This is a genomic window from Geodermatophilus sp. SYSU D00710 (genome assembly GCF_054050195.1).
The window spans coordinates 1-25,772 of record NZ_JBJGYX010000045.1 but is presented as its reverse complement, the minus strand read 5'-3'; the positions used below and the strand labels follow the sequence as shown (position 1 = coordinate 25,772).

The following is a 25,772-nucleotide window of genomic DNA, read 5'->3' as shown; positions in this document are numbered from 1 at the left end:
GGGTCACCTCCGGAACTTCGGGTCGAGGGCCTCGCGCAGGGACTCACCCAGCAGCGTGAAGCCGAGGGCGACGACGACGATGCACAGGGCCGGGTAGATGGCCAGCTCAGGCCGGATGGACAGGAAGTCCTGGGCGCTGGACAGCATGGCGCCCCACTCGGGACGGGCGAGGTCGGGGTCGCCCAGGCCCAGGAAGGACAGCGCGGCCGCCTCGATGATCGCCGTCGCGAGGGACAGCGTGGCCTGGACGATCACCGGCGACAGCGAGTTGGGCAGCACGTGCCCGAACACGATCCGGCCGCGGCGGATGCCCAGGGCCCGCGCGGCCAGGGCGTAGTCACTGTCCCGCTGGGCGAGCATCGACCCGCGCAGCAGCCGGGCGAAGACGGGCACCTGGGTGACCGCGATGGCGATCATCAGCGCCCACTGGTTCTGCCCCAGGAGCACCGAGATGCTGATCGCCATCAGGAGGCTGGGCAGCGACAGCAGGATGTCGACGAACCGCATGACGACGGTGTCCACCCAGCCGCCGAACGCCCCCGCCAGCACGCCCAGCGCCATGCCGACCGTGGCGCCGAGCAGCGTGGACACCACGCCGATGAGCAGCGACTGCCGGGACCCGACGATCAGCCGGCTCAGCAGGTCGCGGCCGAGGTTGTCCACGCCCAGCGGGAAGCCCTCGCGGCTGCCGGGGATGGAGCCCGGACGGATCTCGCTGAGCAGGTACTGCGCGTAGGGGTCACGCGGGGCCAGGAGCGGGGCGAAGGCCGCGACCAGCAGGAAGACGACGACGATGATCGCGCCGGCGATGGCCACGGGGTCGCGCCGCAGCCGCCGGAAGGCACTGCGGGTCAGCGAGAGGCCGCCCTCGCCCTCGGGCACCTGCCCCGCGCGGGCGGCGAGCTCGTCGATGCGCCGCCGCCGGACGTCGCCGATCGCGGTCATCGGACGCGCACCCGCGGGTCGAGCAGGCCGTACGAGATGTCGACGAGCAGGTTGATCAGCACATACATCACCGACAGCATGAGGATGAAGCCCTGGAGGACGGCGAAGTCCCGGGCGAATATCGAGTCGAAGATGGTCGAGCCGACGCCGCCGAACGCGAAGACGGTCTCGGTGAGCACCGCACCGGACAGCAGGAGCCCGGTCTGCAGGCCGATCGTCGTCGACACCGGCAGCAGCGCGTTGCGCAGGACGTGCCGCCGGCGGACGGTCGCGGTCGCCAGCCCCTTGGCGTTGGCCGTGCGCACGTAGTCCTCGTTCACCACGTCGAGGACCGAGGCCCGGGTGATCCGCACGATGATCGCCAGCGGGATGGTGCCCAGCGCGATGCCCGGCAGCACCAGGTGCAGGAAGGCGTCCCAGGCGGCGTCCCACTCCCGGGTGAGCAGACCGTCGAGGACGTAGAAGTTCGTGACGCGGGTGGCATCGATGCGCACCTCCTGGCGTCCCGAGCCGGGCAGCCAGCCCAGCTCCACGGCGAACAGCAGGCGCAGCAGGTAGGCGAGGAAGAAGACCGGGATCGCGACGCCGAGCAGCGACCCGATGACCGACGCCGAGTCCAGCCAGCTGCCGTGCTTGCGGGCGGCCAGGTAGCCCAGCGGGATGCCGACGCCGATCGCGAACACCATCGCGAAGACCGTCAGCTCGATGGTGCCGGGCATCCGCTCGAGGAACTCCTCGGTGACCGGGCGCCCGGTGCGGGAGGAGTTGCCGAAGTCGAGCTGGACGGCGCGGCCCAGGAAGCGCAGGTACTGGACGTAGAGCGGCTGGTCGAGCCCGAACAGCTCGTTGTAGCGCGCGATCGCCTCGGGGGTGGCGCGCTCGCCGAGGGCGGCCTGGGCCGGCCCGCCGGGCAGGGCGCGCAGCCAGGCGAAGAGCAGCAGCGACAACCCCAGCAGGATCGGGATCAGCTGGAGGAGCCGCCGGACGATGAAGCGGAGCACGCGCTCGGGTCACCTCTCCACGACGGGGCACGACCGGACACGGGACCGGCCGCGCCGGGACAGGACGGGCCTGCCCCGGCGCGGCCGGCGGTGGGGCTCAGTCGCTGAGGGACACCGTCGCGAAGGTCTCGGCGGTCAGCGGGCTGGGCTCGAGACCCTCGACGTTCTCCGCCACGACGAGGGCCGGCGGGGAGTGCGAGATCGGGACACCGGGCAGGTAGTCCATGATCAGCCGGTTGGCCTCCTGGTACTGCTCGGTGCGGGCCGACGCGTCCGGCTCGGCGTCGGCCTCGGCGAGCGCCGCGAAGATCTCCGGGTTGCTGAACGCCCCGAACTCCGCCGACGCCTGGCCGTTCCCCGCCTCGGCGAAGAACGTCCCGATGAAGTTGTAGGCGTCGTTGTAGTCACCGGTCCACCCGAGCAGGTGGATGTCGGCCTGGCCGGCCTGGACCGCGTTGAGGTAGTCCGGGTTCCACGGCAGCGCCACCGGCTCGATGGTGAAGCCGGCGTCGGTCAGGTTCTGGTTGATCACCTGGAACATCGCGGCCGGGTCCGGCAGGTAGGGCCGGCTGACCTCGGTCGGGTAGTAGAACCGCAGCGTCCGGCTGGCCGGGTTCGCCTCGTCCAGCAGCTGGCGGGCCCGGTCGGGGTCGTAGTCGTAGGTGGTGACGTCCTCGGCCCACCCGTCGACGGTCGGCGGCATGAACTGCGTGGCCGCCTCGGCGCCCTCCGGCAGCAGCGAGTTCACGATCGTCTCGCGGTCGATGGCGTGCGCGATCGCCTGGCGCACCCGCGGGTCCTGCAGCGCCGGGTTGGCCTGCGTGCCGGGCACGTTCCCGCCGTTGAAGCCGAGGTACAGGATGTTGAACGGGTCGCGCACCAGGACCTGCAGGCCCTCGTCCTCCAGGGTCTGGTAGTCCGCCGGAGCGACGAAGTCGTATCCGTCGATCGAGCCGGCCTGCAGCTCCTGACGACGCGCGTTCGCGTCGGGGATGGTGCGGAAGATGATCTCGTCGAGGAGAGCCGGCTCGCCCCAGTAGTCCTCGTTGCGGACGATGGTGACCTCGCCGTTGCCGCGGTCCCAGCTCTCGAAGCGGAAGGGCCCGGTACCGACCGGGTTCTCGAGGGCGTACTGGCTGTAGGTGAGCGCGTCCTCCGACCCGGACAGGTTGTCGGCGTCACCCTCCTGCAGCGCCGTCGGGCTCTGGATGGAGAAGGCGGGCAGCGACAGCGCGGCGGGGAACTTCGAGGTGACCTGGGTCAGCCGGATCACCGCGGTGCTCTCGTCGGTGGCCTCGCAGCTCTCGTAGATGCTCGGGGTGTCCGGCGTGCTGGCGAAGCCGCCGAACACCGCCTGGTAGTAGTACGAGGCGCTGGGGCTCTGGGCCAGGCCCTCGAAGTTGTACCAGCGGTCGAAGTTGAAGCAGACCGCCTCGGCGTTGAAGTCCGTGCCGTCGTGGAACTGCACGCCCTCGCGGAGGGTGAAGGTGTACTCCAGGCCGTCCTCGCTGACCTCGTAGTCCTCCGCGAGCTGCGGCACGGGCTCCGTACCGCCGAGCTCGTTGGTGAACAGCCCCTCGTGGATCTGGCGCGCGATCCGGAAGGTCTCACCGTCGCTGGCGAACGCCGGGTCGAACATGGCCGGGTCACCGGCCGCGCCGAAGACGAGGGTGCCGCCGGACTGTGCCTCGCCGCCCTCCCCGCCACCGGAGTCGGAGTCCCGGTCGCTGGAGGCACATGCGGCCAGGGTGACGGCGGTCAGTGCGGCCGCCGAGGCGGCCAGCACTCGCTGTGGTCGACGCTGCATCGCGGGAGACCTGCCTTCTCGGCCCGGTGCTGGGCCGGATGAGATCCGGAGTGGACGGCCGCTCGGAGCAGGACCTCCGGACGGCGTGCACAGGGACCCTAGGTCCGGGCTGTGACCGCGATGACAGAGGGAGGTGTTTCGACACCGATTCGAGACCTGACACCGTTCCCCCGCAGGTCACCCGCCGTTCAGGTGACGTGCTGGAACGGCCCCGCTGCAGGGACCCGCCGCGAGCGGAGCGAGCGGTGGGGGGCAGCGGGGTCCTTCTAGGCGTCGATGCGGCGGCGCCCCTCGAAGGCGCGGCCCAGCGTGATCTCGTCGGCGTACTCGAGGTCACCGCCCACGGGCAGACCGCTGGCCAGCCGGGACACGGCCAGGCCCAGCGGGCCGACGAGCCGCGCGAGGTAGGCCGCGGTGGCCTCGCCCTCGAGGTTGGGGTCGGTGGCGATGATCAGCTCGGTGACGGTGCCGTCCATGAGCCGGGTCATGAGCTCCTTGACCCGCAGGTCGTCGGGGCCGACGCCCTCGATCGGGCTGATCGCCCCGCCGAGGACGTGGTAGCGGCCACGGAACTCGCGGGTGCGCTCGATGGCGACGACGTCCTTGGGCTCCTCGACGACGCAGATGACGTCGTCGGAGCGGCGCGGGTCCCGGCAGATCCGGCACTGCTCACCCTCGGCGACGTTGTAGCAGGTCACGCAGAAGCGGACCTCGGCCTGCACGCGCTGCAGCGCAGCGACCAGCCGGCCGACGTCGGCGGACTCGGCGGCCAGCAGGTGGAAGGCGATGCGCTGCGCGCTCTTGGGCCCGACGCCGGGCAGGCGGCCGAGCTCGTCGATGAGGTCCTGGACGGCCCCCTCGTACACGGTGCTCCTCGGGGAGAGACGGGAGGCGCCGGTCAGGCGCCCGGCAGCCCGGGCATGCCCGGCATGCCGCCGGCCAGCGGGCCCATGCGGTCGGCGGTCAGCTGGTCGACCAGGCGGGAGGCGTCGCGGACCGCGGCGACGACGAGGTCCTGCAGCGTCTCGAGGTCGTCGGGGTCGACGGCCGCGGGGGCGATGGTGACGGCGGTCAGCTCGCCGCTGCCGGTCATCGTGGCCGTGACCAGCCCGCCCCCGGCCGACCCGGTGACCTCCTCGCTCGCCAGCTGCTCCTGCGCGGCGGCCAGCGCCTGCTGCATCTGCTGGGCCTGCGCGAGGATCGCCTGCAGGTCGGGCTGACCACCACCGGGGAACATGACCCGAGCGTAGGCCGGGGAGCCGACATCCGGCGGGACGTGCGGTGGGCGGCCCGGCGCTCAGGAGTCGACCGGGCGCGCCCCCAGCTCGGAGCGCAGCAGCGCCAGGGCCGCCTGCTCCGGGTCGACGGCGGGCACGTGCTCGCGCTCGCCGCCGCCCTCGGACTCCTCGGCGGCCCGCTGGGCCAGCAGCTCGCGCGCCTCGGCGGCCTCGGCGGCGCGCGCGGCCTCACGGGCGGCCTCGCGGGCGCCCTCCGGAGTCGCGCCCGGCGACGGTGACCGGCCCGCCGCGCCCTCGACGACCGCCTCGACCTTCCACCGCACGCCGAGCAGCTCGTTGAGCGCCTCGCGCAGCACGTCCTTGTTGAGGTCGTCGCCGATGCGCCGGGCCAGCGCCGGGGACGCCGTGGACAGCGTCAGCACCCCGTTGGCCAGGTCGTGCACCTGCGCGTTCTTCAGCAGCGCCTCGGTCGTGCGCTTGTGCCGCTTGACCACGGCGAGCAGTTCGGGCCACACCCGGCGGACGTCGCTGGTGGTCAGCGCACCGTCGCCCCCGGTCCCCGCCCCGGGCGGGTTCGCGGACACGACCGGGGTGGGCTCGCCGCCGCGCGGGGCGGGTGCCGACTCGGCCGCCGCGCGCGGCGGTGCGGCGGGCGGCCGCGGCTCGGCCACGCGGGCGGCGGCGGCCCGGGCCGCGGCCGGCTGCGCCGGGTGCGGCCAGTCCTCGTCGTCGGTGGGCTCGGGCGGCAGCGGGATGTCCGGCTCGCCGTGGACGACGCGCGCGCCCGTGCGGGGGGCGGCCGGCGCCGGCGGGGCGGACGTGGCGGCCGGCGCGCCCGAGCCGGGCGCGGTCGTCTCGGGCCAGTCGTCGGCGGCGGCTGCGGCGGCCGCGGCCGGACGGGGAGCGGCCGACCCCGGTGGCGTGGTCTCGGGCCAGTCGTCCGGAGCCGGCGCGGCCTGCGCCGCGGCAGGCGCCGGAGCCGGGGCGAGCGGCGGCGCGGCGGGCGCGGGGGCCTGGGCGCGCTGCGAGGGCCGGACGTACTCCTTGCGCGGCGGCCCGGAGCGCTCGGCCACGGCGGGCTCGTCCCGCACCGGCGCCGGGCGGGGCGCCTCCCGCACCGGCGACTCACGGACCGGGACGTCGGCGATCTGCCCCCCGCCGTCCCCGCCGCCGGCGATCGACAGCCGCCGCTCGAGGCGCTCGAGCCGCTGCAGCGTGGCGACGGCCGAGTCGTCGGTGGCCGGCAGCAGCATCCGGGCGCACACGAGCTCCAGCAGCAGCCGCGGTGCGGTCGTGCCGCGCATCTCGGTGAGCCCGGCGTGCACGGTGTCGGCCAGCCGGGACAGCGTCGCCGACCCCAGCGCCCGCGCCTGCTGGGCCATCAGGTCCAGCCGGTCGGGCGGGCAGTCGAGCAGGCCGTTGCCGCCGGCCTCGGGCACGGCGTCGAGGACGATGAGGTCGCGCAGCCGGTCGAGCAGGTCGGTGGCGAAGCGGCGGGGGTCGTGCCCGGCCTCGACGACGCGGTCGACGGCACGGAAGACGCCGGGCGCGTCGGAGGCGGCCAGCGCGTCGATGGCCTCGTCGAGCAGGGCGTCATCGGTGACGCCGAGCAGGCCGACCGCGTCGGCGTAGGTGACGCCCTCGGACCCGGCGCCGGCCAGCAGCTGGTCGAGGATGGACAGCGAGTCGCGCACCGAGCCGCCGCCGGCACGCACGACCAGCGGGAACACCGTGGGCTCGACCTGCACGCCCTCGGCGGCGCAGGTCTTCTCGAGCAGACCGCGCAGCGTGGTGGGCGGCACCAGCCGGAACGGGTAGTGGTGGGTGCGCGAGCGGATCGTCGGCAGCACCTTGTCCGGCTCGGTCGTGGCGAAGACGAAGACCAGGAACTCCGGTGGCTCCTCGACCACCTTGAGCAGGGCGTTGAAGCCCTGCGTGGTCACCATGTGCGCCTCGTCGACGATGTAGACCTTGTAGCGGCTGTTCACCGGGGCGAAGAAGGCGCGCTCGCGCAGGTCGCGGGCGTCGTCGACGCCGCCGTGGCTGGCCGCGTCGATCTCGATGACGTCGAGCGAGCCCGGGCCGTCGGGCGCCAGCGCGACGCAGGACCCGCACACGCCGCAGGGTGTCGACGTCGGCCCCTGCTCGCAGTTCAGCGACCGGGCGAGGATGCGCGCCGACGACGTCTTGCCGCAGCCGCGGGGGCCGCTGAACAGGTAGGCGTGGTTGACCCGGCCGCCGTCGACCGCGTTGACCAGCGGCGTCGTCACGTGCTCCTGGCCGACCACCTCGGCGAAGGTCGCCGGGCGGTACTTCCGGTAGAGCGCCAGAGCCACGCGGCGAGGTTACGTGGCGGGGACGACGTCCCGGGGACACCGGGACGCCGCCCGTGTCACCGGGTCAGGGCGACATGGCCAGCCGGAGCAGGAACTCGACCTGCCCGCGGTCCTCGACGCGCACGAAGCCCAGGTCGGGCGCGGTGATGCCGTAGTCGGCGAAGACCACCGGCACGGCGCCGGAGACCTCCACCCCCTCGGCGGTGCGGACGACGGCGAGGTCGGTCTGCACCTGCCGGGTCTGCCCGCGCAGGGTGAGGTCGCCGGTCACCGGGACGGTCACCGGCGTGCCGGAGAGCTCGGGCAGGTCGACCGGGCCGCGGACGGTGAACGTCCCCGTCGGGTAGGTGTCGACGTCCATGACGTTGCCGCGGAAGTAGGAGTCCCGCTGACCGATGTCGGTGCGGATGCTCGCGACGTCGACCGAGACCTCCGCCGACGCCAGGTCCCCGCCCTGGATGACGACGGACCCGGTGACCTGGTCGGTGGTGCCGGCGACGGTGACGTTCGCGCCGTTCAAGACCTCGTCGACGCGGTAGCCGGCCGAGGACCCCGGGGTGACCGTCCAGGTGCCGTCGGTGTCGGGGACCAGCTCGACGTCGGAGGGCTGCGCCTGCACGGTCGGCGCGGCGGCGGCGTCCTCCCGGGACGCGGCGTAGAGCAGGGGCCCGATGCCGAGCCCGAGGGCGAGGAGGACGAGGACGCCCCCGACGATCCACCAGGTGCGACGACGACGGGCCATGACCGCTCCTCTCCTTGACGGTTCAAGGATGCTGGCCCGTCAACCTGGGAACCGGCTGTGAGTCGCCCGGGAGAGAAGGGACCCCCCGCGCACCCGCCAGAGCCCGCTTATCCTTGCTGCCTTCCGGCCCTGGGGAGGTTCACGGGGTGACGCCACACGAGGGGTCTGCCCACCACTGTAGAGGACGCCGGCCGCTACGCTCCCAGGGCATGACGCCCCGGCGCGCCCTCGTGCTGCCCCCGCCCCGCTCCTGACCCGGAGCACCGCGGGCTGATCCCCGTGGCCGGTACGCGCCGGCCGCCGCTGCGCCGTGCTCCGGACCGCTGCCCCGTCCGGAACCAGCGCCCAGGAGCGTCATGTCCTCCCTCCCGTCCTCCCGCAGTTCGTCCTCGTCGTCCCGGCGTGGATCCTCGTCGTCCCGCCGTGGGTTCGTGTTCGTCGTCCTCGCCGCCCTCTGCTGGGGCACCGCCGGCCTGTCCGGCCGCGTGGTCGCCGACCGCACCGGCCTGTCCGCGCTCGACATCGCGTGGTACCGCCTCGCGATCGGCGCGGTCGCCCTGCTCGCGGCGTGGGCGGCCACGACCCGCCGCCGCGGGCCCGCCGTCCCGCTGAGCCGGCCGCTCGCCGCCCGCCTCGTCCTCATCGGGGCGGGCCTGGCCGCCTACCAGCTCGCCTACTTCAGCGCCGTCGAGCGGGCGGGCGTGAGCATCGCCACCCTGGTCGCCCTGGGTCTGGCACCGCTGCTCGTCGCCGTCGGCGGCGTCCTGCTCGGCGCCGGGCGGCCCAACCGGTCGACCCTCGCCGCGCTGGGGGTCGCCCTCGTCGGGCTCACCCTGCTGGTCGGGGTGTCCGCGGGCGCCGACACCGGGACGACGGTGCTGCTCGGCGCGCTCACGGCCACCGGCTCGGCGCTCGGCTACGCCGTCGTCACGCTGGCCGGCGGCGGGGTGCCCGCCGGCGTCCCGGTCACCCTCGCCGGGTTCGGCGGCGGCGCGCTGCTGCTCACGCCCGTGGTCCTCGCCGAGGGGCTGGCCGTCCCGTCCGACGGCGTCGCGCTGGCGGTGCTGCTCTACCTCGGGCTGGTGCCGAGCGCCCTCGCCTACGGCCTGTTCTTCACCGGCGTGCGGACGGTCCCGGGCGCGGTGGCCTCGATCGTGACGCTGCTCGAGCCGCTCACGGCGACGGTCCTGGCGACGGCGCTGCTCGGCGAGCGGCTCGAGCCGGCCGCCGTCGCCGGCGGGGTGCTGCTGCTCGCCGCGGTCGCGGGGTTGTACCTGCGCGAGCTGGGCCGCCGGGCCCGGCCGGTCGCGGCGACCGGCGCGTGAACGGCGACGGGCCCCGGCGGTCTGCCGGGGCCCGTCGTCGCGGTGCGGAGGATGGGAGATTCGAACTCCCGAGGGGTTGCCCCCAACCCGCTTTCCAAGCGAGCGCCATAGGCCACTAGGCGAATCCTCCCGTGCCCCGATGGTAGCGGGCGGCGCCGCGGGGGTCAGCCGGCGGGCCGCGGGGCGGGACGCGCCGCCCCGGGTGGTCACCTGCGGCGGTACGGGGCAGGCTGACGAGGTCGGGGAGGCCGGAGCCGGCGCACGGGAGCCGGCACAGCGGGTGAGTGCACAGACCGAGGAGCAGGACGATGAGCGAGCCGGGCCAGGTCCGACCGGAGGTGGTGGACGAGATCGTGGCCGTCCTGCGCGGCGCGGACCCCGCGGGTCTGCCGCCCTCGGCGACGGCGGAGGAGAAGGCGGCGGCCAAGGACCGCTACCTGTCGGAGTTCGCCGCCGAGCGCAGCAAGCGCGACCGCCAGGCCCAGGCCTGGGAGCTGCTGCTCACCCGCAGCTACGACGAGCCCCCGACGTGGGAGCGGCTCTTCGACGACCTGCCCCCCGGCGCCGTCGAGGAGCTCGGCGGGCTCTACGACGTCCTGCCCTCCGGCGCCCAGGAGGAGTACGCCCGCCGGTACGGCGTCCCCAGCACCGTCTGAGGAGGAGTGCCGGAGCGCCCGGCTGGGGTAGGGAGCGCCGGTGACCTCGACCGTTCCCGGCCGCCTGGTGGCCGGCCGCTACCGCCTGGTGTCGCGGGTGGGCACCGGCAGCATGGGCGCGGTGTGGCTCGGGCGTGACGAGCTGCTCGGTCGCGAGGTGGCCGTCAAGCAGGTGCTGCTACCGGCCGGGACCGACCGCGCGGTGGCCGACCAGCAGCGCCAGCGCGCGCTGCGCGAGGGCCGCATCGCCGCCCGGCTGACCCACCCGCACGCGATCTCGGTCTTCGACGTCGCGCTCGAGGACGGCGTCCCGTGGCTGGTCATGGAGTACCTGCCCTCCCGCAGCCTCGCCGAGGTGCTGCACCAGGACGGCGTGCTGCGTCCGGACCAGGTGGCCCAGGTGGGCGCCCAGCTGGCCGACGCGCTGGTCGCGGTGCACGAGGCCGGGATCGTGCACCGCGACGTCAAGCCGGGCAACGTGCTGGTCGGCCGGGGCCCGCGGGTCGACGGCCTGGTGAAGATCACCGACTTCGGCATCTCGCACGCCAGCGGCGACGTCACGCTCACCCAGACCGGCCAGATCACCGGGACACCGGCGTTCCTGGCGCCCGAGGTGGCCCAGGGCAGCGAGATGACCGCGGCCAGCGACGTCTTCTCGCTGGGCGCGACGCTCTACACCTGCCTGGAGGGCGAGCCGCCGTTCGGGATGGACGACAACGCGCTGCGCCTGCTGCACCGCGTGGCCGGCGGCGAGGTCCGCCCGCCGCGGCGCGCGGGATCGCTGGACCGGCCGCTGCGGCGGATGCTCGAGGCCGACCCGGCGCGGCGTCCCTCGATGGGCGAGGTCCGCGACGAGCTCGCCCGGTTGGCCGCCGGGCGCGACGGCGACCCGACGACGGTCCTGCTGGCCCGCACCGCCCTGGGCGCCTCCCCGAGCCGCACCCGCACCGCGCAGCTGTCGCCCGACCCGCCGCTGCCGGTCGGCCCGCCCCCGGAGGTCGTCGACCCGCCGACCCCCGTCTCGCCGGCGACGCTCGTGGGGTCTCCGGCCACGGACCCTCCCACCGTCGAGCCCTCCCCCGCGGCGCCCCCGGCCGCGGACCCGCCCCAGCCGGAGCGGTCGGGGCCGCTGGTGGGCCCGCGGCGGAGGCGGCGCCGTCCGCTGCTGGTCGTCCTGGCCGTCGCGCTGGTCGCCCTCGCCGCCTCGGTGGGCACCTGGCTGGCGACCGGCGGGAACGACGACCCCGGCGGGACGTCGGCCGGTGCCGACGGTTCCTCGTCGGCTCCGGCGAGCGGGACGGAGGAGCCGGCCGCGGACCCGTCGTCGGGGTCCGCGCCGACGGCGGGGGGACCGCCGGCCACGGAGGCCTCCCCCACGTCGGGGAGCGAGCCGGTCTCCGAGAGCCCGGCCGAGGACCCCGGGCAGGAGAGCCCGGCGCCGGCGGACCCGGCCACCGAGGCGCGGGAGACCCTCGAGCAGTACTACGCGCTGCTGCCCGACGACGCGGCCGGCGCCTACGAGCTCACCGGGCCGACCCTGCGGTCCCGGGCGAGCCTGGGGTACTTCGAGGACTTCTTCGGCCGCTGGTCGGAGGTCAACCTGCTCGAGGTGCGCGACGTCACCGACGAGGGCGACCGCATCACCGCCACGACGCGGGTCGAGTTCCTCAACCCCGGCGAGCGGCTGGTCGAGACCCACGCGGTGACCTTCGTCCGCGGCGAGGACGGCCGGCTGCTCATCGACCTCGACGTGGTCGCCTGAACCCGGACGCGACGACGGCGGCGCCCCGGGTGGGACGCCGCCGTCGTCGCGCTGCTGGCGGTGGCGGTGGGATTTGAACCCACGGAGGCTTGCACCTCACACGCTTTCGAGGCGTGCTCCTTCGGCCGCTCGGACACGCCACCGTCGGACAGACTACAGGCCCCGCTGACGGCGGAAGAACGCGCGTAGGAGCGCGGCGCTCTCCTCGGCCCGCACACCCCCGGTCACCTGCGGCCGGTGGTTGAGCCGGCGGTCGCGGACGACGTCCCACAGCGACCCGGCGGCCCCGGCCTTGGGGTCGTCGGCGCCGTAGACGACGTGCGCCACGCGGGCCAGGACGCTCGCGCCGGCGCACATCGTGCACGGCTCGAGGGTGACCACCAGCGTGGCGCCGGTCAGCCGCCAGCCGTCGCCGTGCACCCGCGCCGCCGCGCGCAGCGCCAGCACCTCGGCGTGGGCAGTGGGGTCACCCAGCCGCTCCCGCTCGTTGGCCGCCTCGGCGAGCACCCCGCCGCCGGGCCCGAGGACGACGGCGCCGATCGGCGTGTCGCCCCACTCCTGCGCGGCGGCGGCGAGCTCCAGCGCCCGCGCCATCGCCGCGTCGAGGGCGTCCGGTCCCGGGGCCGTCACGGCCCGCCGTCCCGGAGGGGTGTCCCGGGGACAGTCGTGCTCTGCACACAGTGGTGTGCAGAGCACGACTGCCCGCGGAGGAGCTGGTGCCCGGCGCTCACGTCAGCGGGAAGCCGACCAGCGCGGACAGCTCGGCCAGCGCGGCCGCGGGGTCGGACACCTTGACGGTGTGCATCCCCAGCGCCCGGGCGGGCTTGAGGTTGATGCCGAGGTCGTCGAGGTAGGCGCAGTCGGCGAACGCCAGGTCCCGCCCGACCGCCTCGTTCAGCCGGGCCAGCGCCCGCCGGTAGATCTCCGGCTCGGGCTTGCGCACCCCCTCGATCGAGCTCTCGACGACGGCGTCGAACAGGTCGAGCAGCTCGGCCAGCCGCCCGGTGCGCTCCATCGGCGCCACGTTGTTCGACAGCATCCCCAGCGGCAGGCCCGCCGCCCGCAGCCGCCGCACGGCCTCGACCATCTCCGGGCGGATCTCGCCCGACAGCGCGGCCAGCACCCGGCGGGCGTCCACCCGGTGCCCGGCGGCCAGCGCCTCGGCCTCGAAGGTGTCGACGAACCCCTCGACGTCGAGCTCGTTGCGCTCGAACCGGGCCCAGGCGTTGGTGTCGGGAGCGGTGCTGTTGAGCCGGCGGATGAGGCCCTCGGGCAACCCGGCCTCGGCCTCGTAGGCGGCGAAGGCCAGCATCGGGCTCTCGGTGATCACCCCGCCGAGGTCGAAGACGACGGCGGAGACGCGAGCGGTCACCGTCCCACCGCGGCGGCCAACTCGTCGGCGAACCCCAGCCGGGCGGCGATCTTGGCGACCATCTCGTCGGCCCACAGGTCGTCGGCGGTCACGATCGGCCGCAGCTGGTCGGCGGGCAGCCCGTCGTCGGCGAACACGTCGAGGTCACCTCCGGGCCAGCCGGTCTCGTCGTCGTCGAAGGCGCCGTCCTCGTCCACGGCGATCCCGTAGCGCTCGACCACCTCGGCGCCGAGCACCCACTCCTGCATCGTCGCGTCCGAGATCAGCGCCCGGACCATCCCGCCCGGGCCGTGCCGCAGCACGACGAAGTACAGGCGCGAGTCGACGACGACCACGAACGGTGCCGGCCAGGGGCCCGGCTCCCCCAGTGCCCGCTCGAGCACGGGCAGCTCGGCACCGGCGTCGGCGGCGAGCAGCTCGACCTGCCAGCGGTCCGCGGCGCGGCTGACCCGCACCGCCCAGCTCCCGCCCTCCGCGCCGCTCATCGCCGGCGCAGCAGGGTCAGGCCGTCGGCCACCGGCAACAGCACGGTCTCCCAGCGCGGGTCGCCGGCCAGCGCCGCGTTGAGCGCCACCACCGCGTGGTCGTCGTCGGAGCGGGGGTCGAGCACCCGGCCGCCGCGCAGCGTGTTGTCCAGCAGGACCAGCCCGTTGGGCCGCATCCGCGGGTGGAGCTCGTCGACGTAGGCCTGGTAGCCGGTCTTGTCGGCGTCGACGAAGGCGAGGTCGAACACGGGCTCACCGGGGAGGGCGCGCAGGGTGTCCAGCGCCTCGCCCAGCCGGACCTCGATCCGGCCGGCGACCCCGGCCCGCTCCCAGTACCGCTGCGCGATCGCCGTCCACTCCGCGTTGCGGTCCAGGCAGAGCAGCGAGCCGTCGTCGGGCAGGCCGCGGGCGATGCACAGCGCCGAGAGGCCGGTGAAGGTGCCGATCTCGATCGCCCGGCGGGCACCCACGGCCCGGGTGAGCAGCTGCATGAAGACGCCCTGCTCCGGGGCGATCTGGAAGGTCGGTGACACCTCGCCGCGCTCGGCCAGGGCCGCGGTCTCGGCGACGAGGTCGGCCACCACCTCGTCGACCGGCTCGGAGCTGGCCCGCACGTGGTCGGCGAGCTCCGGCGTGAGGAGGAACGAGCGCGGCGTCATGCCACGCGCCTGGGGCACGGGGAGTGCGGCATAGCCTCTGATCATGGCCGATCCCGCTCCGGACCACGGTGCCCAGGTCGACGGCGCCCGGGTCGATCCCGCGCTGGCCGCCCGGCTCGCCGCCGACCCGCTCGCGGACCTGCTGGGCATCGTCCTCGAGGAGGTCCGCCCCGGGTACGCCCGCGCGGGCATGACCGTGGGCCCGCGCCTCCTCAACGCCGTCGGGACCGCGCACGGCGGCGCGACGATGGCGCTGCTCGACGTCGTCCACGCCGCGGTGGGCAACAGCCACGGCGTCGTCGCGGTCGCGCAGGACGTGCACACCGAGTTCCTCGCCCCCGGCCGGCCCGGCGAGCGGCTGGTGGCCGAGGGCACCGAGCTGCACCGCAGCCGGCGCACCGCCGTCTACCGGATCGACGCCCGCGGCGAGGACGGCCGGCTGGTGGCCACCGCCCTGGCCCGGGTCTTCCGCACCGACCGCACCTGGGGGACGCCGGAGTGAGCCTGCCTCTCCCGACGATGCCGCGTCCGCCGGTCGGCGTCGTCGGCCTGGGGCAGTTGGGCGGCTCGCTGGCCGCCGCCCTGGTCGCGGCCGGCCGCGAGGTCCGCGGGTGGGACGTCGACCCCGCTGCACGGGAGGCCGCCGCGGCGCGCGGTGTGCAGGTGACCCGGGAGCTGACCGGCGTCGTCGTCCTCGCCGTCCCGCTGCCGGTGATGGCCACGGCACTCGACGGGCTCGACGTCGACCCGGCCGCCACCGTCACCGACCTCGGCTCGGTGAAGGCGCCGGTGCTGGCCTCGGTGGGCGCCGCGCTGGGCGGGCGGTTCGTCGCCGGGCACCCGATGGCCGGGACCGAGCGCTCCGGTCACGCCGCCACAGACCCGGCGCTGTTCCGCGGCGCCCGCTGGGCGCTGTGCCTGGAGCCGGGCACCGAGCTGCCGCGCTGGCTGCGCGCCGCCGAGGTGGCCCTCGACGCCGGCGCCGAGGTGGTGCCGGTGACCGCCGCCGACCACGACGCCGCCGTCGCCGCCGTCAGCCACGTGCCGCACCTGCTCGCCGCGGCGCTCGCCGCCGCCGCCGGTGCGGCCGGGCCGCTGGCCCTGGCGCTGGCCGCCGGCAGCTTCCGCGACGGCACCCGGGTCGCCGGCAGCGACCCGGCGTTCGTCACCGCGATGGTCGAGGGCAACGCCGGGCCGACGGTGGCCGCGCTGCAGCGGGTCCTCGACCAGCTCGAGCGCCCGTGGCCGGAGCTGGTGGCCGCCGGACACGCGGCGCGCGCCGGGCTCCCCGGAGGGGACGCCGGCCGGCGGACCGTCCGGGTGCCGCTGGACCGGGCGGCGCTGCTGGCCCTGGGTCGGGCCGGCGGGGCGGTCACCCGCCGGCTGGCCGCCTTCGTGGAGGGCTGGGTGCCGGAGAGCCGGCCGGGTTACGCCGCGGAGACGTAGGGCAAGGTGCGGGCATGGACGACGACGAGATCCGCCACCGCATCGACGCACTCGCCGACGAGGAGCGCCTGCTGAGGGAGAGCGGGGAACACACGGCCGAGCAGCGGGCCCGGCTCCGGCAGATCGAGGAGGAGCGGGACCAGCTCTGGGACCTGCGCCGTCAGCGAGACGCCAAGCGGCAGTACGACGAGGACCCCGACACCGCCGAGGTGCGGCCGAAGTCCGAGGTCGAGGGCTACCTCCAGTAGCAGCAGGAGGACCCCCTCGCCCCCACCCCTCGCGAGCTCGGGGCGGGCCCCTGCGAGGGGGCCGTCCCAGTCCCCCGCTATGCGGAGTCGCGGACCGGCCGGCGGCCTCCCGCGTCGTGGTGGCCGGTGCCCAGCAGCGCCAGCTGCCAGAGCAGCCGCGCCCGCGGGTCGGTGGGTTTGCGGCCGGTCACCGACTCGATCCGCCGCAGCCGGTGCATGACCGTGTTGCGGTGGCAGTACAGGAGGTCGGCGGCGCGGGTGGGTGAGCCGTCGGCGTCGAGGAAGGCCGACAGCGTCTCCAGCAGCACCTCGCGCTCGTCGCCGGGCAGCTCCAGCAGCCGGCCCAGGGTCTGCCCGACCAGGCGCTCGGTGATCTCCGGCGAGTTGGACAGCAGCGCCTCGGGCAGCCGCTCGTCGATGGGGACGACCCGGGCGGCGCCGGCGGGCAGCGTGCGCGCGGCGGTCTCCGCCAGCCGGTAGGCGCCGGCCACGCCCGCCGCGCCGTCGACGACGGCCGACACCCCCACCGGGCCGGTGGCCAGTCCCCCCAGCCAGCCCAGCAGCTCCGGGAGCCGGCGGGCGCCCAGGGCCACGACGCCCACCAGCGCCTGCGACCGCGTGGCCCAGGCCGAGCGGATGCCGCGCTTGAGCAGCGCCGACACCGCGTCGGGCAGCGGGCACGGCCCGTCCTCCGCCGCAGGCGCGACGACGACGGCGAGCCGGCCGGCCAGCGGGACGGCGAGCAGCTCGGACGCCGTCCGGACGAAGGCGGGGTCCCCGCCGCGGCCGTCGAGCAGGCCGTGGACCAGCCGCTGCTGCTCGGCGGCGTCGAGGCCGGTGCGCCGGCGCTCCTCGGCGCGGTAGCCCGCGGCCACGGCGCTGCACTCGCGGTCGTTGGTGCGCCAGAGGGACCCGGCCACCTCGAGCAGCAGGCCGTCGTCGTGGCCGGCGCACTGGCGCGAGGCCGCGACCAGCGCCTCCCAGAGCACCTGCCCGCCCAGCCGGTAGCCGCGCAGCACCGCCTCGAGCGGAACGCCCTGGGTGGCCCGCGCCCGGCCGACCTCGGCGGCCGCGGCGGCACCGGCCTCGCGCTCGGCGACCGAGCCCTCCGAGAGCAGCGCGCGGACGCCGACGGCGAGGTTGCCCTTGAGGGAGGCGTGCATCGCCGCGGGGTCGGCCTGCAGCGCCTCCCGGTAGGCCGGCTCGGTGCGCACGAGGATGTCGACCATCCGGTCGGTCATCCGGTCGAGCTCGGTGAGCAGCACCGGCGCGAGCTCCGCCAGGCGGCCGGCCACCGCACGCTGGGTCGCCTGCACGTGATCACCTCCGGTAACGCACTGCTGACAGCACAACAGGTGGCACCGATCACTGTGCGGTCAGCCCATTGTGACGCCCTCCACCGGTCGGCAGGCTCATCGGGACGGACCCGTGACCTATTCGCCACCGTGCGCTGCGGTCGCGGTCACCTCCCCGACGCAGAGGAGACGTGGGCCCCTTGGCGCACCCGCCGGACACCACGGGCAGCACCCCCCACGCGGAGAGACGGCCCACCGCCCGGCTGGAGATGACCGGGATCAGCGTCGCCTTCGGTGGGGTCAAGGCCCTCACGGACGTGTCGCTGACCGTGGAGCCGGGGCAGGTCCACGGTCTCATCGGCCCCAACGGCGCCGGCAAGACGACGCTGTTCAACGTGGCCTGCGGCCTGGTCCGCCCGACCGCGGGCCGCATCGCCTGGCGCGGTCAGGAGCTGCGGCGGCTGCGGCCGAACGAGCTGGCGGAGCTCGGCATCGCGCGCACCCTGCAGGGCGTGGGCCTGTTCCCCGGGCTGACGGTGCTCGAGAACGTCATGGTCGGGGCGCACAAGCACGCGAGGGCGGGGTTCTTCTCCGCGCTGTTCGCCCTCCCGACCTCGGACAAGGACGACGCCCGGCTGCGCGAGCGCGCCCTGGGCGCCCTCTCCGAGCTCGACGCCGAGGGCTACGCCGCCCGCTACCCCGGCAGCCTCCCCTACCCCGTGCAGAAGCGGGTGGCGCTGGCCCGCGCCCTGGTGTCCGAGCCGGAGCTGCTGCTCCTCGACGAGCCGGCCAGCGGCCTGTCCGAGGAGGAGATGCACGAGCTGGGCACCATCATCGGCCACCTGTCGGGCCGGATGAGCGTCCTGCTCGTCGAGCACCACATGGACCTGGTCATGCGCGTGTGCGACCGGATCACCGTCCTCGACTCCGGGCAGCAGATCGCCGCCGGGACCCCCGAGCAGGTGCAGAACGACCCGGCGGTCACCGAGGCCTACCTCGGCGACGCCGTCGACGACACGGTCGACGCCAGCGAGCTGGCGGCGACGGACGGGGGCACGCAGCGTGGCTGAGACGCACGGCAGCACCGCCTCGGGCGCCGGCGGCCCCTCCACCGGCCTGACCAAGGGCGTCCCGTCGGGCGGCTCCGCGACGGCGACCGCCGACGCCGTCCTCTCCGTCGAGGGCCTGTCGGCCGCCTACGGCCCGGTCCGGGCGCTCGACGGCGTCACGCTGCGCGCCGAGCAGGGCCGGATCACCGCCGTGCTCGGCGCCAACGGCGCGGGCAAGACGACGCTGCTGCGGACCGTCAGCGGCCTGGTCCGCCCGACCGCCGGCCGGGTGGTCCTGAACGGCGAGGACGTCACGCGGGCACCGGTCGAGGCCATGGTCACCAAGGGCATGTCGCACGTGCCGGAGGGCCGCGGCGTCATCGCCGAGCTGACCGTCGACGAGAACCTGCGGGTCGGCTCGCTGTTCCGCGGCAAGGTCGCGCAGGAGGAGTTCGACCGGGTCTACGACCTGTTCCCGCGGATCAGGGAGCGCCGCAACCAGACGGCGCACACGCTCTCGGGCGGCGAGCGGCAGATGCTGGTCATCGGCCGCGCGCTCCTGGCCCGGCCGAAGGTGCTGCTCCTCGACGAGCCGTCGCTGGGCCTGGCCCCGCGGATCGTGGCGCAGATCTTCGCGCTGCTGCGCCAGCTCGTCGACACCGAGGGTCTGTCGGTGCTGCTGGTCGAGCAGAACGCCCGCAGCGCGCTGTCGGTGGCCGACACCGGCGTGGTCCTCAACCTCGGCCGCGTCGTCGTCACCGACGACGCCGCGCGACTCGCCGGCGACGAGGACCTCCGGCACGCCTACCTCGGCTTCTAGCCCTCCCCCGCTCCTCCGCACCGCCTGGAAGGCAGCCTCCTCGTGCAGGAATTCGTCAACCTCACCCTCGGCGGGGTGATCACCGGCTCGGTCTACGCCGCGTTCGCCCTGGCCCTGGTGCTGATCTGGCGGTCCACCCGGATCGTCAACTTCGCGCAGGGCGCCATGGCGGCGCTCACCACGTTCATCGCCCTGTCCCTCATCGAGTCGGGCCAGTCCTACTGGGTCGGCCTCGTCGTCGCGCTGCTCGCCGGGCTGGTCCTCGGCGCGGTGGTCGAGCGGGTGGTGATCCGGCCGGTGGAGGGCGGGCCGGAGCTCAACGCGGTCATCGTCACCCTGGGTCTGTTCATCGCCATCCAGGCGCTGATCTCGGTGCTCTTCGGCGTCAACCAGCGCGCCTTCGTCCCGCCGTTCTCCAACATCGGCTTCGAGGTCGGCGACTTCACCCTGGCGCTGAGCCCCAACACCGTCTACACGCTCCTCGCGGTCCTGCTCGTGATGGTCGGGCTCACCGCGCTGTTCCGCTTCACCCGCGTCGGCCTGGCCATGCGCGCCTCGGCCTTCGGGCAGGAGGTCGCCCGGCTGCTCGGGGTCCGGGTCGGCCGGATGCTCACCCTCGGCTGGGCGCTGGCCGCCGTCGTCGGGTCGCTGGCCGGCATGCTCATCGCCGCCGAGACGTCCTTCGTGTCGCCGACCTTCATGGACTCGCTGATCGTCTTCGGCTTCGTCGCCGCGGTCCTCGGCGGCCTGGACTCGCCCATCGGTGCGGTCGTCGGCGGGCTGCTGCTGGGCCTGGCGCTCAGTTACGTCCGCGGGTACGTCGACGAGACCCTCGTCGGCATCGCCGCCCTGGTCATCCTCGTGGTGGTCCTGCTGGTGCGGCCCGGTGGCCTCTTCTCGACGACCCAGACACGGAGGGCGTGACCGCCGTGAGCGACCTGCAGACCCCGGCCTCGTCCCCCGGCGCCGGCGCGGCGACCTCCGACGCGCCGACGACGGCCACCGCGGCCAGCAACGCCAGTTCCGCGCAGGCCTCCGGCGGGCGCTCCTTCCTGCCGCGCAACACGCTGCTGCGCCACCTGCTCGTCGTGCTCCTGTCCGCCGTCGGCGCGGTCGTCCTGCTCGAGGCGACCGACCTCGGCTTCAACGCGCAGATCAGCTACGTCGCCTACTACGCGATCGCCGCCGGCGGGCTGACCCTGCTCACCGGGCTCAACGGGCAGATCTCGCTGGGCCACGGCGCCCTGATGGCGGTGGGCGGCTACACCACCGCGCTGCTCCTCGACACCGAGGAGCCGCTGCCGCTGGCCGTCGTCTTCCTCATCGCGGTCGCGCTCACCTCGGTCGTCGGCGCGGTCGTCGGCGTCGCCGCCGCCCGGCTGCACGGCCCCTACCTGGCCGGCGCGACGCTGGCGCTGGCCGTCGGCCTGCCCGGCCTGGCGCTGTTCTACGACGAGCTGCTCGGCGGCGAGCAGGGCCTGACGGTCTCCAGCCCGGACCGCCCCGACTGGTTCGTCGAGACGATCCGCACCCTGTCGGGCAACTCGGCCTCGGGCGTCAAGTGGATCGCCTACATCGCCGTCGCGTGCCTGATCATCACCTACTTCCTGCTGGCCAACCTCATGCGCAGCCGGATCGGGCGCACCTGGCGCGCGGTGCGCGACCAGGAGGTGGCCGCCGAGCTCGCGGGCATCAACCTCGGCGCGTGGCGGGTGACGGCCTTCGTGGTCAGCGCCGCCTGCGCGGGCCTGGCCGGCGCCGTCCTCGCCCTCGTCGTCCGGCTGACCGCACCGACCGCCTTCACCATCGTCCTGTCGCTGTCGCTGCTGACCGCCATCGTCATCGGCGGTCTGGGCAGCCTGCTCGGGGCGCTCATCGGCTCGGCGCTGCTGGTCTTCCTGCCGCGCTACCTGCGCGACGCCGGGGAGTCACTGGACATGGACGCCGCCCAGGCGGCCGAGATCTCCTACGTCGTCTACGGCGTGATCCTCGTGCTGGTCATGCTGTTCGCCCCCGCCGGCCTGGTCGGGTCGATCCGGCTGGCCTGGATGAGGCAGCGCGGGCGGCGGGCCGCCGCCCGCGCCAGGGGGTGAGGAGCCCGGACCCCGTCGGCTGTCCCCCGGCCCGGCCACCGGCCACCTCGACACTCCCCCACCCAGACCTCCCGGGCACCGGTGCCCGGGTCCCCCTCAGAGGAGAACCCTTGACCAGTTCCTCACGACGCCTCGTCAGCTTCGTGGCCGCGGCGACCGTCGCCACCACCCTCGCCGCCTGTGGCGGCGGGGACTCCGGTGGAGGTGGCGGCGGAGGCAGCGAGGACAACGAGGCCTCGGACATCGGCATCACCGAGGACAGCATCAAGCTCGGCGCGCACTACCCGCTGACCGGTCCGGCCGCGCCCGGCTACAGCGAGATCCCCTCCGGTGTGACGGCGTACTTCGACTACGTCAACGACAACGGCGGCGTGAACGGCCGCCAGCTCGAGTTCGTCTACCGCGACGACGCCTACAACCCGACCAACACCAGCCAGATCGTCAACCAGCTCGTCCTCGAGGACGAGGTGTTCGCGATCATGTCGGGCCTCGGGACGCCGACCCACAACGCGGTCACCGACTTCCTCAACAGCGAGGGTGTGCCTGACCTGTTCGTGTCGTCGGGCTCGCGGCTCTGGGACGACCCGGAGGAGAAGCCGTACACCTTCGGCTGGCAGCCGGACTACGAGATCGAGGGCAAGATCATCGGCCAGTACGTGGCCGAGAACTTCCCCGACGCCAAGGTCGGCCTGTTCCTGCAGGGTGACGACTTCGGTGAGGACGGCTCGGCCGGTGCCCGCCAGTTCCTCGAGGACCAGATCGTCGCCGAGGAGACCTACGTCCCCGGCGCCACCGACCTCCGTCCGCAGATCTCCGCCCTGCAGGCCGCCGGCGCGGACCTCGTCCTCGGCTTCAACGTGCCGACCTACACCGCGCTCTCGCAGCTGACCGCGCTCCAGCTGGGCTACGACCCGCAGTGGTTCTACTCGAACGTCGGGTCGGACCCGTTGCTGGTCGGCACTCTGCTGGCCCGCTTCTCCGAGGGGCAGGTCAGCGACGCCAGCCTGCTCGACGGAGCCCTCACCACCGAGTACATGCCCACGCTGGACTCCCCCGACAACGAGTGGGTGCAGCTGTGGCAGCGGATCTGGGACGAGTACGGCGAGGAGGGCGAGCTCACCAACACCCGGATCTTCGGGATGGCGCAGGCGTACACGATGGTCCAGGCCCTGCAGTCGGCCGGGCAGAACCCCACCCGTGACGACCTGGTCGCCGCCGTCGAGCAGGCCGGCTCCGAGTGGGAGGGACCGGGCTTCACGCAGTTCCGCTACTCGGAGGACAAGCACGCCGGCTACAGCGGCATGCTGGTCAGCCGGATCACGGGCGAGGTGTCCGAGGACCTGACTCCGGTGCTCGTCACCGACAACGGCGACGCGGAGATCACCGAGTCCGACTACGAGCCCGTCAGCCCGCCGGAGAACGGCATCCCGGAGGAGGAGCCGATCAACTGAGGTAGCCGTTCCAGCACCTCACCGGCGGGCCGCCGGTCTCCTGCGGGAGACCGGCGGCCCGTCGGCGTTCCCGGCCGGGTCCCCCGGCCGGTGGACACTCAGCTGTCGAAGTGTCGGGTCGTGATCTCCGGGTAGGAGCCGCGGCGGTCGGCACGGGCAGGACCGGGACGGGAGCGTGGATGGTGCAGGCGGCACGGACGATCCGGCGGGCGGTGGTGACCGGCGGCGCCGGGTTCCTCGGCTCCCACCTCTGCGAGCACCTCCTCGACCGCGGCGTCGAGGTGGTCTGCCTCGACAACTTCCTCACCGGCTCCCCGGAGAACGTCGTCCACCTCCTCGAGCACCCCGGCTTCCGGCTGGTGCGCTGCGACGTCACCGACTTCGTGCACGTGCCCGGCGACGTCGACCTGGTGCTGCACTTCGCCTCGCCGGCCAGCCCGCTGGACTACCTCAGGATGCCGATCGAGACGCTGAAGGTCGGCAGCCTCGGCACGCTGCACACCCTCGGCCTGGCGCACGAGAAGGGCGCCCGGTACGTGCTGGCCTCGACGTCGGAGGTCTACGGCGACCCGCTGGTGCACCCGCAGCCCGAGGAGTACTGGGGCAACGTCAACCCGGTCGGCCCGCGCGGGGTCTACGACGAGGCCAAGCGGTTCAGCGAGGCGATGACCACCGCGTACCGGACGTCGAAGGGCACCGACACCGGCATCGTGCGGATCTTCAACACCTACGGCCCGCGCATGCGTGCCGACGACGGCCGAGCGATCCCCGCCTTCGTCGGCCAGGCGCTGACCGGCCGGCCGCTGACGGTCGCGGGCGACGGCTCGCAGACCCGCTCCATCTGCTACGTCGACGACACGGTCCGCGGCATCCTCGCGCTGGCCTTCTCCGACCAGCCCGGCCCGGTCAACATCGGCAACCCCGACGAGCTCTCCATGCTGCGGCTGGCCGAGTGGGTCATCGAGCTGACCGGCTCCTCCTCGGGCATCGAGTACATCGACCTGCCCGTCGACGACCCGAAGGTCCGCCGTCCCGACACCCGCCGCGCCGAGGAGCTCCTCGGGTGGCGGCCGACCGTGCCCTCGGAGGAGGGGCTGCGCCGGACCGTCGCCTGGTTCGCCGAGCGGCAGCGGACGCTCGCGCTGCAGGCCGGCTGACGCGGGGCCGACAGGCCCTCGTCCGGCGGCCCGCGCACACTGTGGCCGACTTCGCATCTACATTGGTGACCGGCGGTCGTAGAACACGCCTAGGAACCGGACACTGACGGAGAGCGATCAATGGGCCGCCACGCCGACACGAGCAGCCTGCGCCGTAGCCAGCGTCCCGCCCCCGTCGCCCTGCTGGTCGCCCTCGTGGTGGTCGCGGTGGTGGCCGGGGGCGTGGTCTGGTACCTGGCCTCCGGGTCGGGCGCGAGCGGCTGCGAGGACACCCGTACCGTGCGGGTCACCGTCGCCCCCGAGATGGGCGCCGTCGCGCAGGACCTCCTCGCCGAGCCGCAGGACCTCGGCGGCGGCGCCTGCGCCGTCGGCGAGGTGACCGCCCAGGAGCCACTGCAGACCGTCGGTGACCTCTCCGCCCTCGAGGGCAGCGCGCTGCCCCAGGTCTGGGTGCCCGACAGCTCGCTGTGGACCGTCCGCGCCGGGGACGCCGACCTCGACGCGTCCGGCTCGATGGCCACCTCCCCCGTGGTGCTGGGCACCAGCCGCGCCGCCGCCGACGAGCTCGGCTGGAGCGCGCAGGCCCCGGACTGGCGGGCGGCCCTCAGCGGCGCGCGGCCGGTCGCCGTGCCCGACCTGGCCGCCAGCGCCGAGGGCGTCGCCGCGCTCGCCGCCGTCCAGACCTCGCTGGGTGGCGGCGAGGAGGCCGACAACGCCGTGGTGCAGGCCGTCCTCGCCGCCCGCCGGGGCCCGGCCATCGCCCCGGCCGACGCGCTCGCCGCCGCGGCCGCCGACGACGTGGAGGCCCCGCTCGTGCCGGTCAGCGAGCAGGAGGTCATCACGGTCAACCGGGAGACGCCGGAGTCCGCGCTCGTCGCGGTCTACCCGGCCGAGGGCTCCCCGCAGCTGGACTACCCGGTGCTGCGCGTGGGCGCCCCCGCCGACGAGGAGCGTGCCGCCGTCGACGCCGTCGTGCGGACGCTGACCTCCGGGGCGGCGCGCACCGCCGTCCTGGACGCCGGGTTCCGCGACGCCGAGGGGACCCCGCCGACCGAGCCCGGCCCGGGGGTGCAGGAGGAGGCGCCGGAGGTCCTCGAGGTCGACCCCGAGGGGGTGCAGACCCTGCTGACCGAGCTCAGCCGGCTCGCGGCGCCCTCGCGGCTGCTCACGGTCATCGACGTGTCCGCCTCGATGGAGGCCCCCGCCGGTGACGGCACCCGCGCCACCCTCGCCCGCGACGCCGCCCGGAGCGCGCTGACGCTGATCCCGGGGTCGTCGTCGATCGGGCTGTGGGTGTTCGCGCACCAATTGGAGGGTGAGCAGGACTGGGTGGAGCTCGCGCCCATCCGCACGCTCAGCGAGGAGGTCGACGGCACGATCCAGCGCGAGCTGCTCGACCGGGAGCTCGACACCATCCCCGACCGGCTCGACCCCGGCGGCACGGGCCTGTACGACACCACACTGGAGGCGTTCCGCGCGGCTCAGCAGCAGTACGACCCCGAGGCCGTCAGCAGCGTCGTGATCGTCACCGACGGCACCAACGAGGACTCGGCGGGCATCGACCTCGACACGCTGCTGCGGACCCTGGGCGAGGAGGCCGACCCGCAGCGCCCGGTCAAGGTCATCGGCATCGCGCTCGGCCCGGACGCCGACATCGCCGCGCTCGAGCAGATCGCGCAGGCCACCGGGGGCGCGGCCTACAACGCCGTCGACCCCAACGACCTGCAGGACGTCCTCTTCGACGCGCTGCGCCAGCGCTGACCCGCGCGGTCGTGGGGGGGGGGGGGGGGGGGGGGGGGGGGGGGGGGGGGGGGGGGGGGGGGGGGGGGGGGGGGGGGGGGGGGGGGGGGGGGGGGGGGGGGGGGGGGGGGGGGGGGGGGGGGGG

At 74.8% G+C, this 25,772-nt stretch carries 25 protein-coding genes, 2 tRNA genes and 1 other RNA gene; 13 read left to right on the top strand and 15 right to left on the bottom strand.

The genetic code is table 11. From position 1 onward, the window contains the following. Positions 1–3: 3 nt before the first annotated feature. From ACI78U_RS18140 to ffs, 8 genes are all read right to left on the bottom strand, one after another. Positions 4–945 carry an ABC transporter permease gene (locus ACI78U_RS18140; protein WP_456876783.1) on the bottom strand — a complete coding sequence of 314 codons (942 nt, stop codon included), beginning with the start codon at positions 943–945 and terminating at the stop codon, positions 4–6. Further along, positions 942–1,946 carry an ABC transporter permease gene (locus ACI78U_RS18135; protein WP_456876782.1) on the bottom strand — a complete coding sequence of 335 codons (1,005 nt, stop codon included), beginning with the start codon at positions 1,944–1,946 and terminating at the stop codon, positions 942–944. Before ACI78U_RS18135 ends, ACI78U_RS18140 begins: the two co-directional genes overlap by 4 nt. 97 nt (positions 1,947–2,043) lie before the next feature. Continuing rightward, positions 2,044–3,753, bottom strand: a complete 1,710-nt coding sequence (locus tag ACI78U_RS18130) for an ABC transporter substrate-binding protein (RefSeq protein WP_456876781.1) — start codon at positions 3,751–3,753, stop codon at positions 2,044–2,046. Between the two features lie 266 nt (positions 3,754–4,019). Beyond that, positions 4,020–4,619: a recombination mediator RecR gene (gene recR / locus ACI78U_RS18125; protein ID WP_110004524.1), complete on the bottom strand. Its 600-nt coding sequence runs from the start codon at positions 4,617–4,619 to the stop codon at positions 4,020–4,022. Between the two features lie 32 nt (positions 4,620–4,651). Beyond that, the gene (locus tag ACI78U_RS18120) at positions 4,652–4,990 is read right to left on the bottom strand and encodes a YbaB/EbfC family nucleoid-associated protein (protein WP_456876780.1); all 339 of its coding nucleotides are present in this window, start codon (positions 4,988–4,990) and stop codon (positions 4,652–4,654) included. Between the two features lie 60 nt (positions 4,991–5,050). Then, positions 5,051–7,327: a DNA polymerase III subunit gamma and tau gene (locus ACI78U_RS18115; RefSeq protein ID WP_456876779.1), complete on the bottom strand. Its 2,277-nt coding sequence runs from the start codon at positions 7,325–7,327 to the stop codon at positions 5,051–5,053. 64 nt (positions 7,328–7,391) lie between these two features. Then, positions 7,392–8,069 (bottom strand): YceI family protein, encoded by a 678-nt coding sequence (locus ACI78U_RS18110; protein WP_456876778.1) that lies wholly within the window; start codon positions 8,067–8,069, stop codon positions 7,392–7,394. Positions 8,070–8,142: 73 nt separating this feature from the next. Continuing rightward, positions 8,143–8,238, bottom strand: an RNA gene (gene ffs, locus ACI78U_RS18105) — signal recognition particle sRNA small type. A gap of 262 nt (positions 8,239–8,500) precedes the next feature. On the opposite strand from ffs, the gene ACI78U_RS18100 reads away from it, so the two are divergent. Then, positions 8,501–9,394 carry a DMT family transporter gene (locus tag ACI78U_RS18100; RefSeq protein WP_456876777.1) on the top strand — a complete coding sequence of 298 codons (894 nt, stop codon included), beginning with the start codon at positions 8,501–8,503 and terminating at the stop codon, positions 9,392–9,394. A gap of 45 nt (positions 9,395–9,439) precedes the next feature. On the opposite strand, the gene ACI78U_RS18095 is transcribed toward ACI78U_RS18100, so the two are convergent. Beyond that, positions 9,440–9,524 (bottom strand) — tRNA-Ser (locus tag ACI78U_RS18095). Between the two features lie 178 nt (positions 9,525–9,702). Here ACI78U_RS18095 and ACI78U_RS18090 point away from each other — a divergent pair. Together ACI78U_RS18090 and ACI78U_RS18085 are read left to right on the top strand one after the other, a co-directional pair. After that, a complete protein-coding gene (locus ACI78U_RS18090; protein ID WP_089406046.1) occupies positions 9,703–10,050 on the top strand; it encodes a hypothetical protein in 348 nt (115 codons plus the stop codon). Positions 10,051–10,090: 40 nt separating this feature from the next. Then, the gene (locus ACI78U_RS18085) at positions 10,091–11,812 is read left to right on the top strand and encodes a protein kinase domain-containing protein (RefSeq protein WP_456876776.1); all 1,722 of its coding nucleotides are present in this window, start codon (positions 10,091–10,093) and stop codon (positions 11,810–11,812) included. Between the two features lie 55 nt (positions 11,813–11,867). Here the strand turns inward: ACI78U_RS18085 and ACI78U_RS18080 are convergent. The 5 genes from ACI78U_RS18080 to ACI78U_RS18060 form a co-directional block, all read right to left on the bottom strand. After that, positions 11,868–11,955: transfer RNA gene (locus tag ACI78U_RS18080), tRNA-Ser, on the bottom strand. Between the two features lie 10 nt (positions 11,956–11,965). Further along, the gene (locus ACI78U_RS18075; RefSeq protein WP_456876775.1) at positions 11,966–12,442 is read right to left on the bottom strand and encodes a nucleoside deaminase; all 477 of its coding nucleotides are present in this window, start codon (positions 12,440–12,442) and stop codon (positions 11,966–11,968) included. Positions 12,443–12,539: 97 nt separating this feature from the next. Beyond that, the gene (locus ACI78U_RS18070) at positions 12,540–13,184 is read right to left on the bottom strand and encodes an HAD-IA family hydrolase (protein ID WP_456876774.1); all 645 of its coding nucleotides are present in this window, start codon (positions 13,182–13,184) and stop codon (positions 12,540–12,542) included. After that, complete coding sequence (locus ACI78U_RS18065) at positions 13,181–13,669, bottom strand: tRNA adenosine deaminase-associated protein (protein ID WP_456876773.1); 489 nt, start codon at positions 13,667–13,669, stop codon at positions 13,181–13,183. The genes ACI78U_RS18070 and ACI78U_RS18065 overlap by 4 nt, the downstream gene beginning before the upstream one ends. Next, on the bottom strand, positions 13,666–14,328 hold the full coding sequence (locus ACI78U_RS18060; RefSeq protein ID WP_456876772.1) for an O-methyltransferase: 663 nt from the start codon (positions 14,326–14,328) through the stop codon (positions 13,666–13,668). The genes ACI78U_RS18065 and ACI78U_RS18060 overlap by 4 nt, the downstream gene beginning before the upstream one ends. A 43-nt stretch (positions 14,329–14,371) precedes the next feature. On the opposite strand from ACI78U_RS18060, the gene ACI78U_RS18055 reads away from it, so the two are divergent. From ACI78U_RS18055 to ACI78U_RS18045, 3 genes are read left to right on the top strand one after another with little or no spacing between them, the layout of a single operon-like run. After that, positions 14,372–14,830, top strand: a complete 459-nt coding sequence (locus ACI78U_RS18055) for a PaaI family thioesterase (protein WP_456876771.1) — start codon at positions 14,372–14,374, stop codon at positions 14,828–14,830. After that, positions 14,827–15,774 (top strand): prephenate dehydrogenase/arogenate dehydrogenase family protein, encoded by a 948-nt coding sequence (locus ACI78U_RS18050; protein WP_456876770.1) that lies wholly within the window; start codon positions 14,827–14,829, stop codon positions 15,772–15,774. Before ACI78U_RS18055 ends, ACI78U_RS18050 begins: the two co-directional genes overlap by 4 nt. A 14-nt stretch (positions 15,775–15,788) precedes the next feature. Further along, positions 15,789–16,022, top strand: a complete 234-nt coding sequence (locus ACI78U_RS18045; RefSeq protein WP_456876769.1) for a DUF2630 family protein — start codon at positions 15,789–15,791, stop codon at positions 16,020–16,022. Positions 16,023–16,099: 77 nt separating this feature from the next. Here ACI78U_RS18045 and ACI78U_RS18040 read toward each other — a convergent pair whose 3' ends face one another. Further along, positions 16,100–17,338, bottom strand: coding sequence for a PucR family transcriptional regulator (locus ACI78U_RS18040; RefSeq protein WP_456876768.1), 1,239 nt, complete (start codon positions 17,336–17,338; stop codon positions 16,100–16,102). 170 nt (positions 17,339–17,508) lie between these two features. On the opposite strand from ACI78U_RS18040, the gene ACI78U_RS18035 reads away from it, so the two are divergent. From ACI78U_RS18035 to ACI78U_RS18005, 7 genes are all read left to right on the top strand, one after another. Further along, on the top strand, positions 17,509–18,387 hold the full coding sequence (locus ACI78U_RS18035) for an ABC transporter ATP-binding protein (protein WP_456876767.1): 879 nt from the start codon (positions 17,509–17,511) through the stop codon (positions 18,385–18,387). Beyond that, complete coding sequence (locus tag ACI78U_RS18030) at positions 18,380–19,186, top strand: ABC transporter ATP-binding protein (protein ID WP_456876766.1); 807 nt, start codon at positions 18,380–18,382, stop codon at positions 19,184–19,186. Before ACI78U_RS18035 ends, ACI78U_RS18030 begins: the two co-directional genes overlap by 8 nt. Positions 19,187–19,228: 42 nt before the next feature. Further along, positions 19,229–20,110, top strand: coding sequence for a branched-chain amino acid ABC transporter permease (locus ACI78U_RS18025; RefSeq protein WP_456876765.1), 882 nt, complete (start codon positions 19,229–19,231; stop codon positions 20,108–20,110). Then, the gene (locus ACI78U_RS18020) at positions 20,107–21,279 is read left to right on the top strand and encodes a branched-chain amino acid ABC transporter permease (RefSeq protein ID WP_456876764.1); all 1,173 of its coding nucleotides are present in this window, start codon (positions 20,107–20,109) and stop codon (positions 21,277–21,279) included. The genes ACI78U_RS18025 and ACI78U_RS18020 overlap by 4 nt, the downstream gene beginning before the upstream one ends. Before the next feature lie 110 nt (positions 21,280–21,389). Further along, a complete protein-coding gene (locus ACI78U_RS18015; RefSeq protein ID WP_456876763.1) occupies positions 21,390–22,730 on the top strand; it encodes an ABC transporter substrate-binding protein in 1,341 nt (446 codons plus the stop codon). Between the two features lie 179 nt (positions 22,731–22,909). Beyond that, on the top strand, positions 22,910–23,887 hold the full coding sequence (locus tag ACI78U_RS18010) for a UDP-glucuronic acid decarboxylase family protein (protein ID WP_456876762.1): 978 nt from the start codon (positions 22,910–22,912) through the stop codon (positions 23,885–23,887). A gap of 120 nt (positions 23,888–24,007) precedes the next feature. Continuing rightward, positions 24,008–25,648 (top strand): VWA domain-containing protein, encoded by a 1,641-nt coding sequence (locus tag ACI78U_RS18005; protein ID WP_456876761.1) that lies wholly within the window; start codon positions 24,008–24,010, stop codon positions 25,646–25,648. Positions 25,649–25,772: the final 124 nt, after the last annotated feature.

What these genes read in the sequence shown, in the direction of transcription:
- ACI78U_RS18110 (WP_456876778.1), bottom strand. Translation starts at nt 8,069, where the DNA reads ATGGCCCGTCGTCGTCGCACCTGGTGGATCGTCGGGGGCGTCCTCGTC.
- ACI78U_RS18130 (WP_456876781.1), bottom strand. Translation starts at nt 3,753, where the DNA reads ATGCAGCGTCGACCACAGCGAGTGCTGGCCGCCTCGGCGGCCGCACTG.
- ACI78U_RS18060 (WP_456876772.1), bottom strand. Translation starts at nt 14,328, where the DNA reads ATGACGCCGCGCTCGTTCCTCCTCACGCCGGAGCTCGCCGACCACGTG.
- ACI78U_RS18120 (WP_456876780.1), bottom strand. Translation starts at nt 4,990, where the DNA reads ATGTTCCCCGGTGGTGGTCAGCCCGACCTGCAGGCGATCCTCGCGCAG.
- ACI78U_RS18065 (WP_456876773.1), bottom strand. Translation starts at nt 13,669, where the DNA reads ATGAGCGGCGCGGAGGGCGGGAGCTGGGCGGTGCGGGTCAGCCGCGCC.
- ACI78U_RS18045 (WP_456876769.1), top strand. Translation starts at nt 15,789, where the DNA reads ATGGACGACGACGAGATCCGCCACCGCATCGACGCACTCGCCGACGAG.
- ACI78U_RS18090 (WP_089406046.1), top strand. Translation starts at nt 9,703, where the DNA reads ATGAGCGAGCCGGGCCAGGTCCGACCGGAGGTGGTGGACGAGATCGTG.
- ACI78U_RS18055 (WP_456876771.1), top strand. Translation starts at nt 14,372, where the DNA reads ATGGCCGATCCCGCTCCGGACCACGGTGCCCAGGTCGACGGCGCCCGG.
- ACI78U_RS18140 (WP_456876783.1), bottom strand. Translation starts at nt 945, where the DNA reads ATGACCGCGATCGGCGACGTCCGGCGGCGGCGCATCGACGAGCTCGCC.
- ACI78U_RS18010 (WP_456876762.1), top strand. Translation starts at nt 22,910, where the DNA reads ATGGTGCAGGCGGCACGGACGATCCGGCGGGCGGTGGTGACCGGCGGC.
- ACI78U_RS18005 (WP_456876761.1), top strand. Translation starts at nt 24,008, where the DNA reads ATGGGCCGCCACGCCGACACGAGCAGCCTGCGCCGTAGCCAGCGTCCC.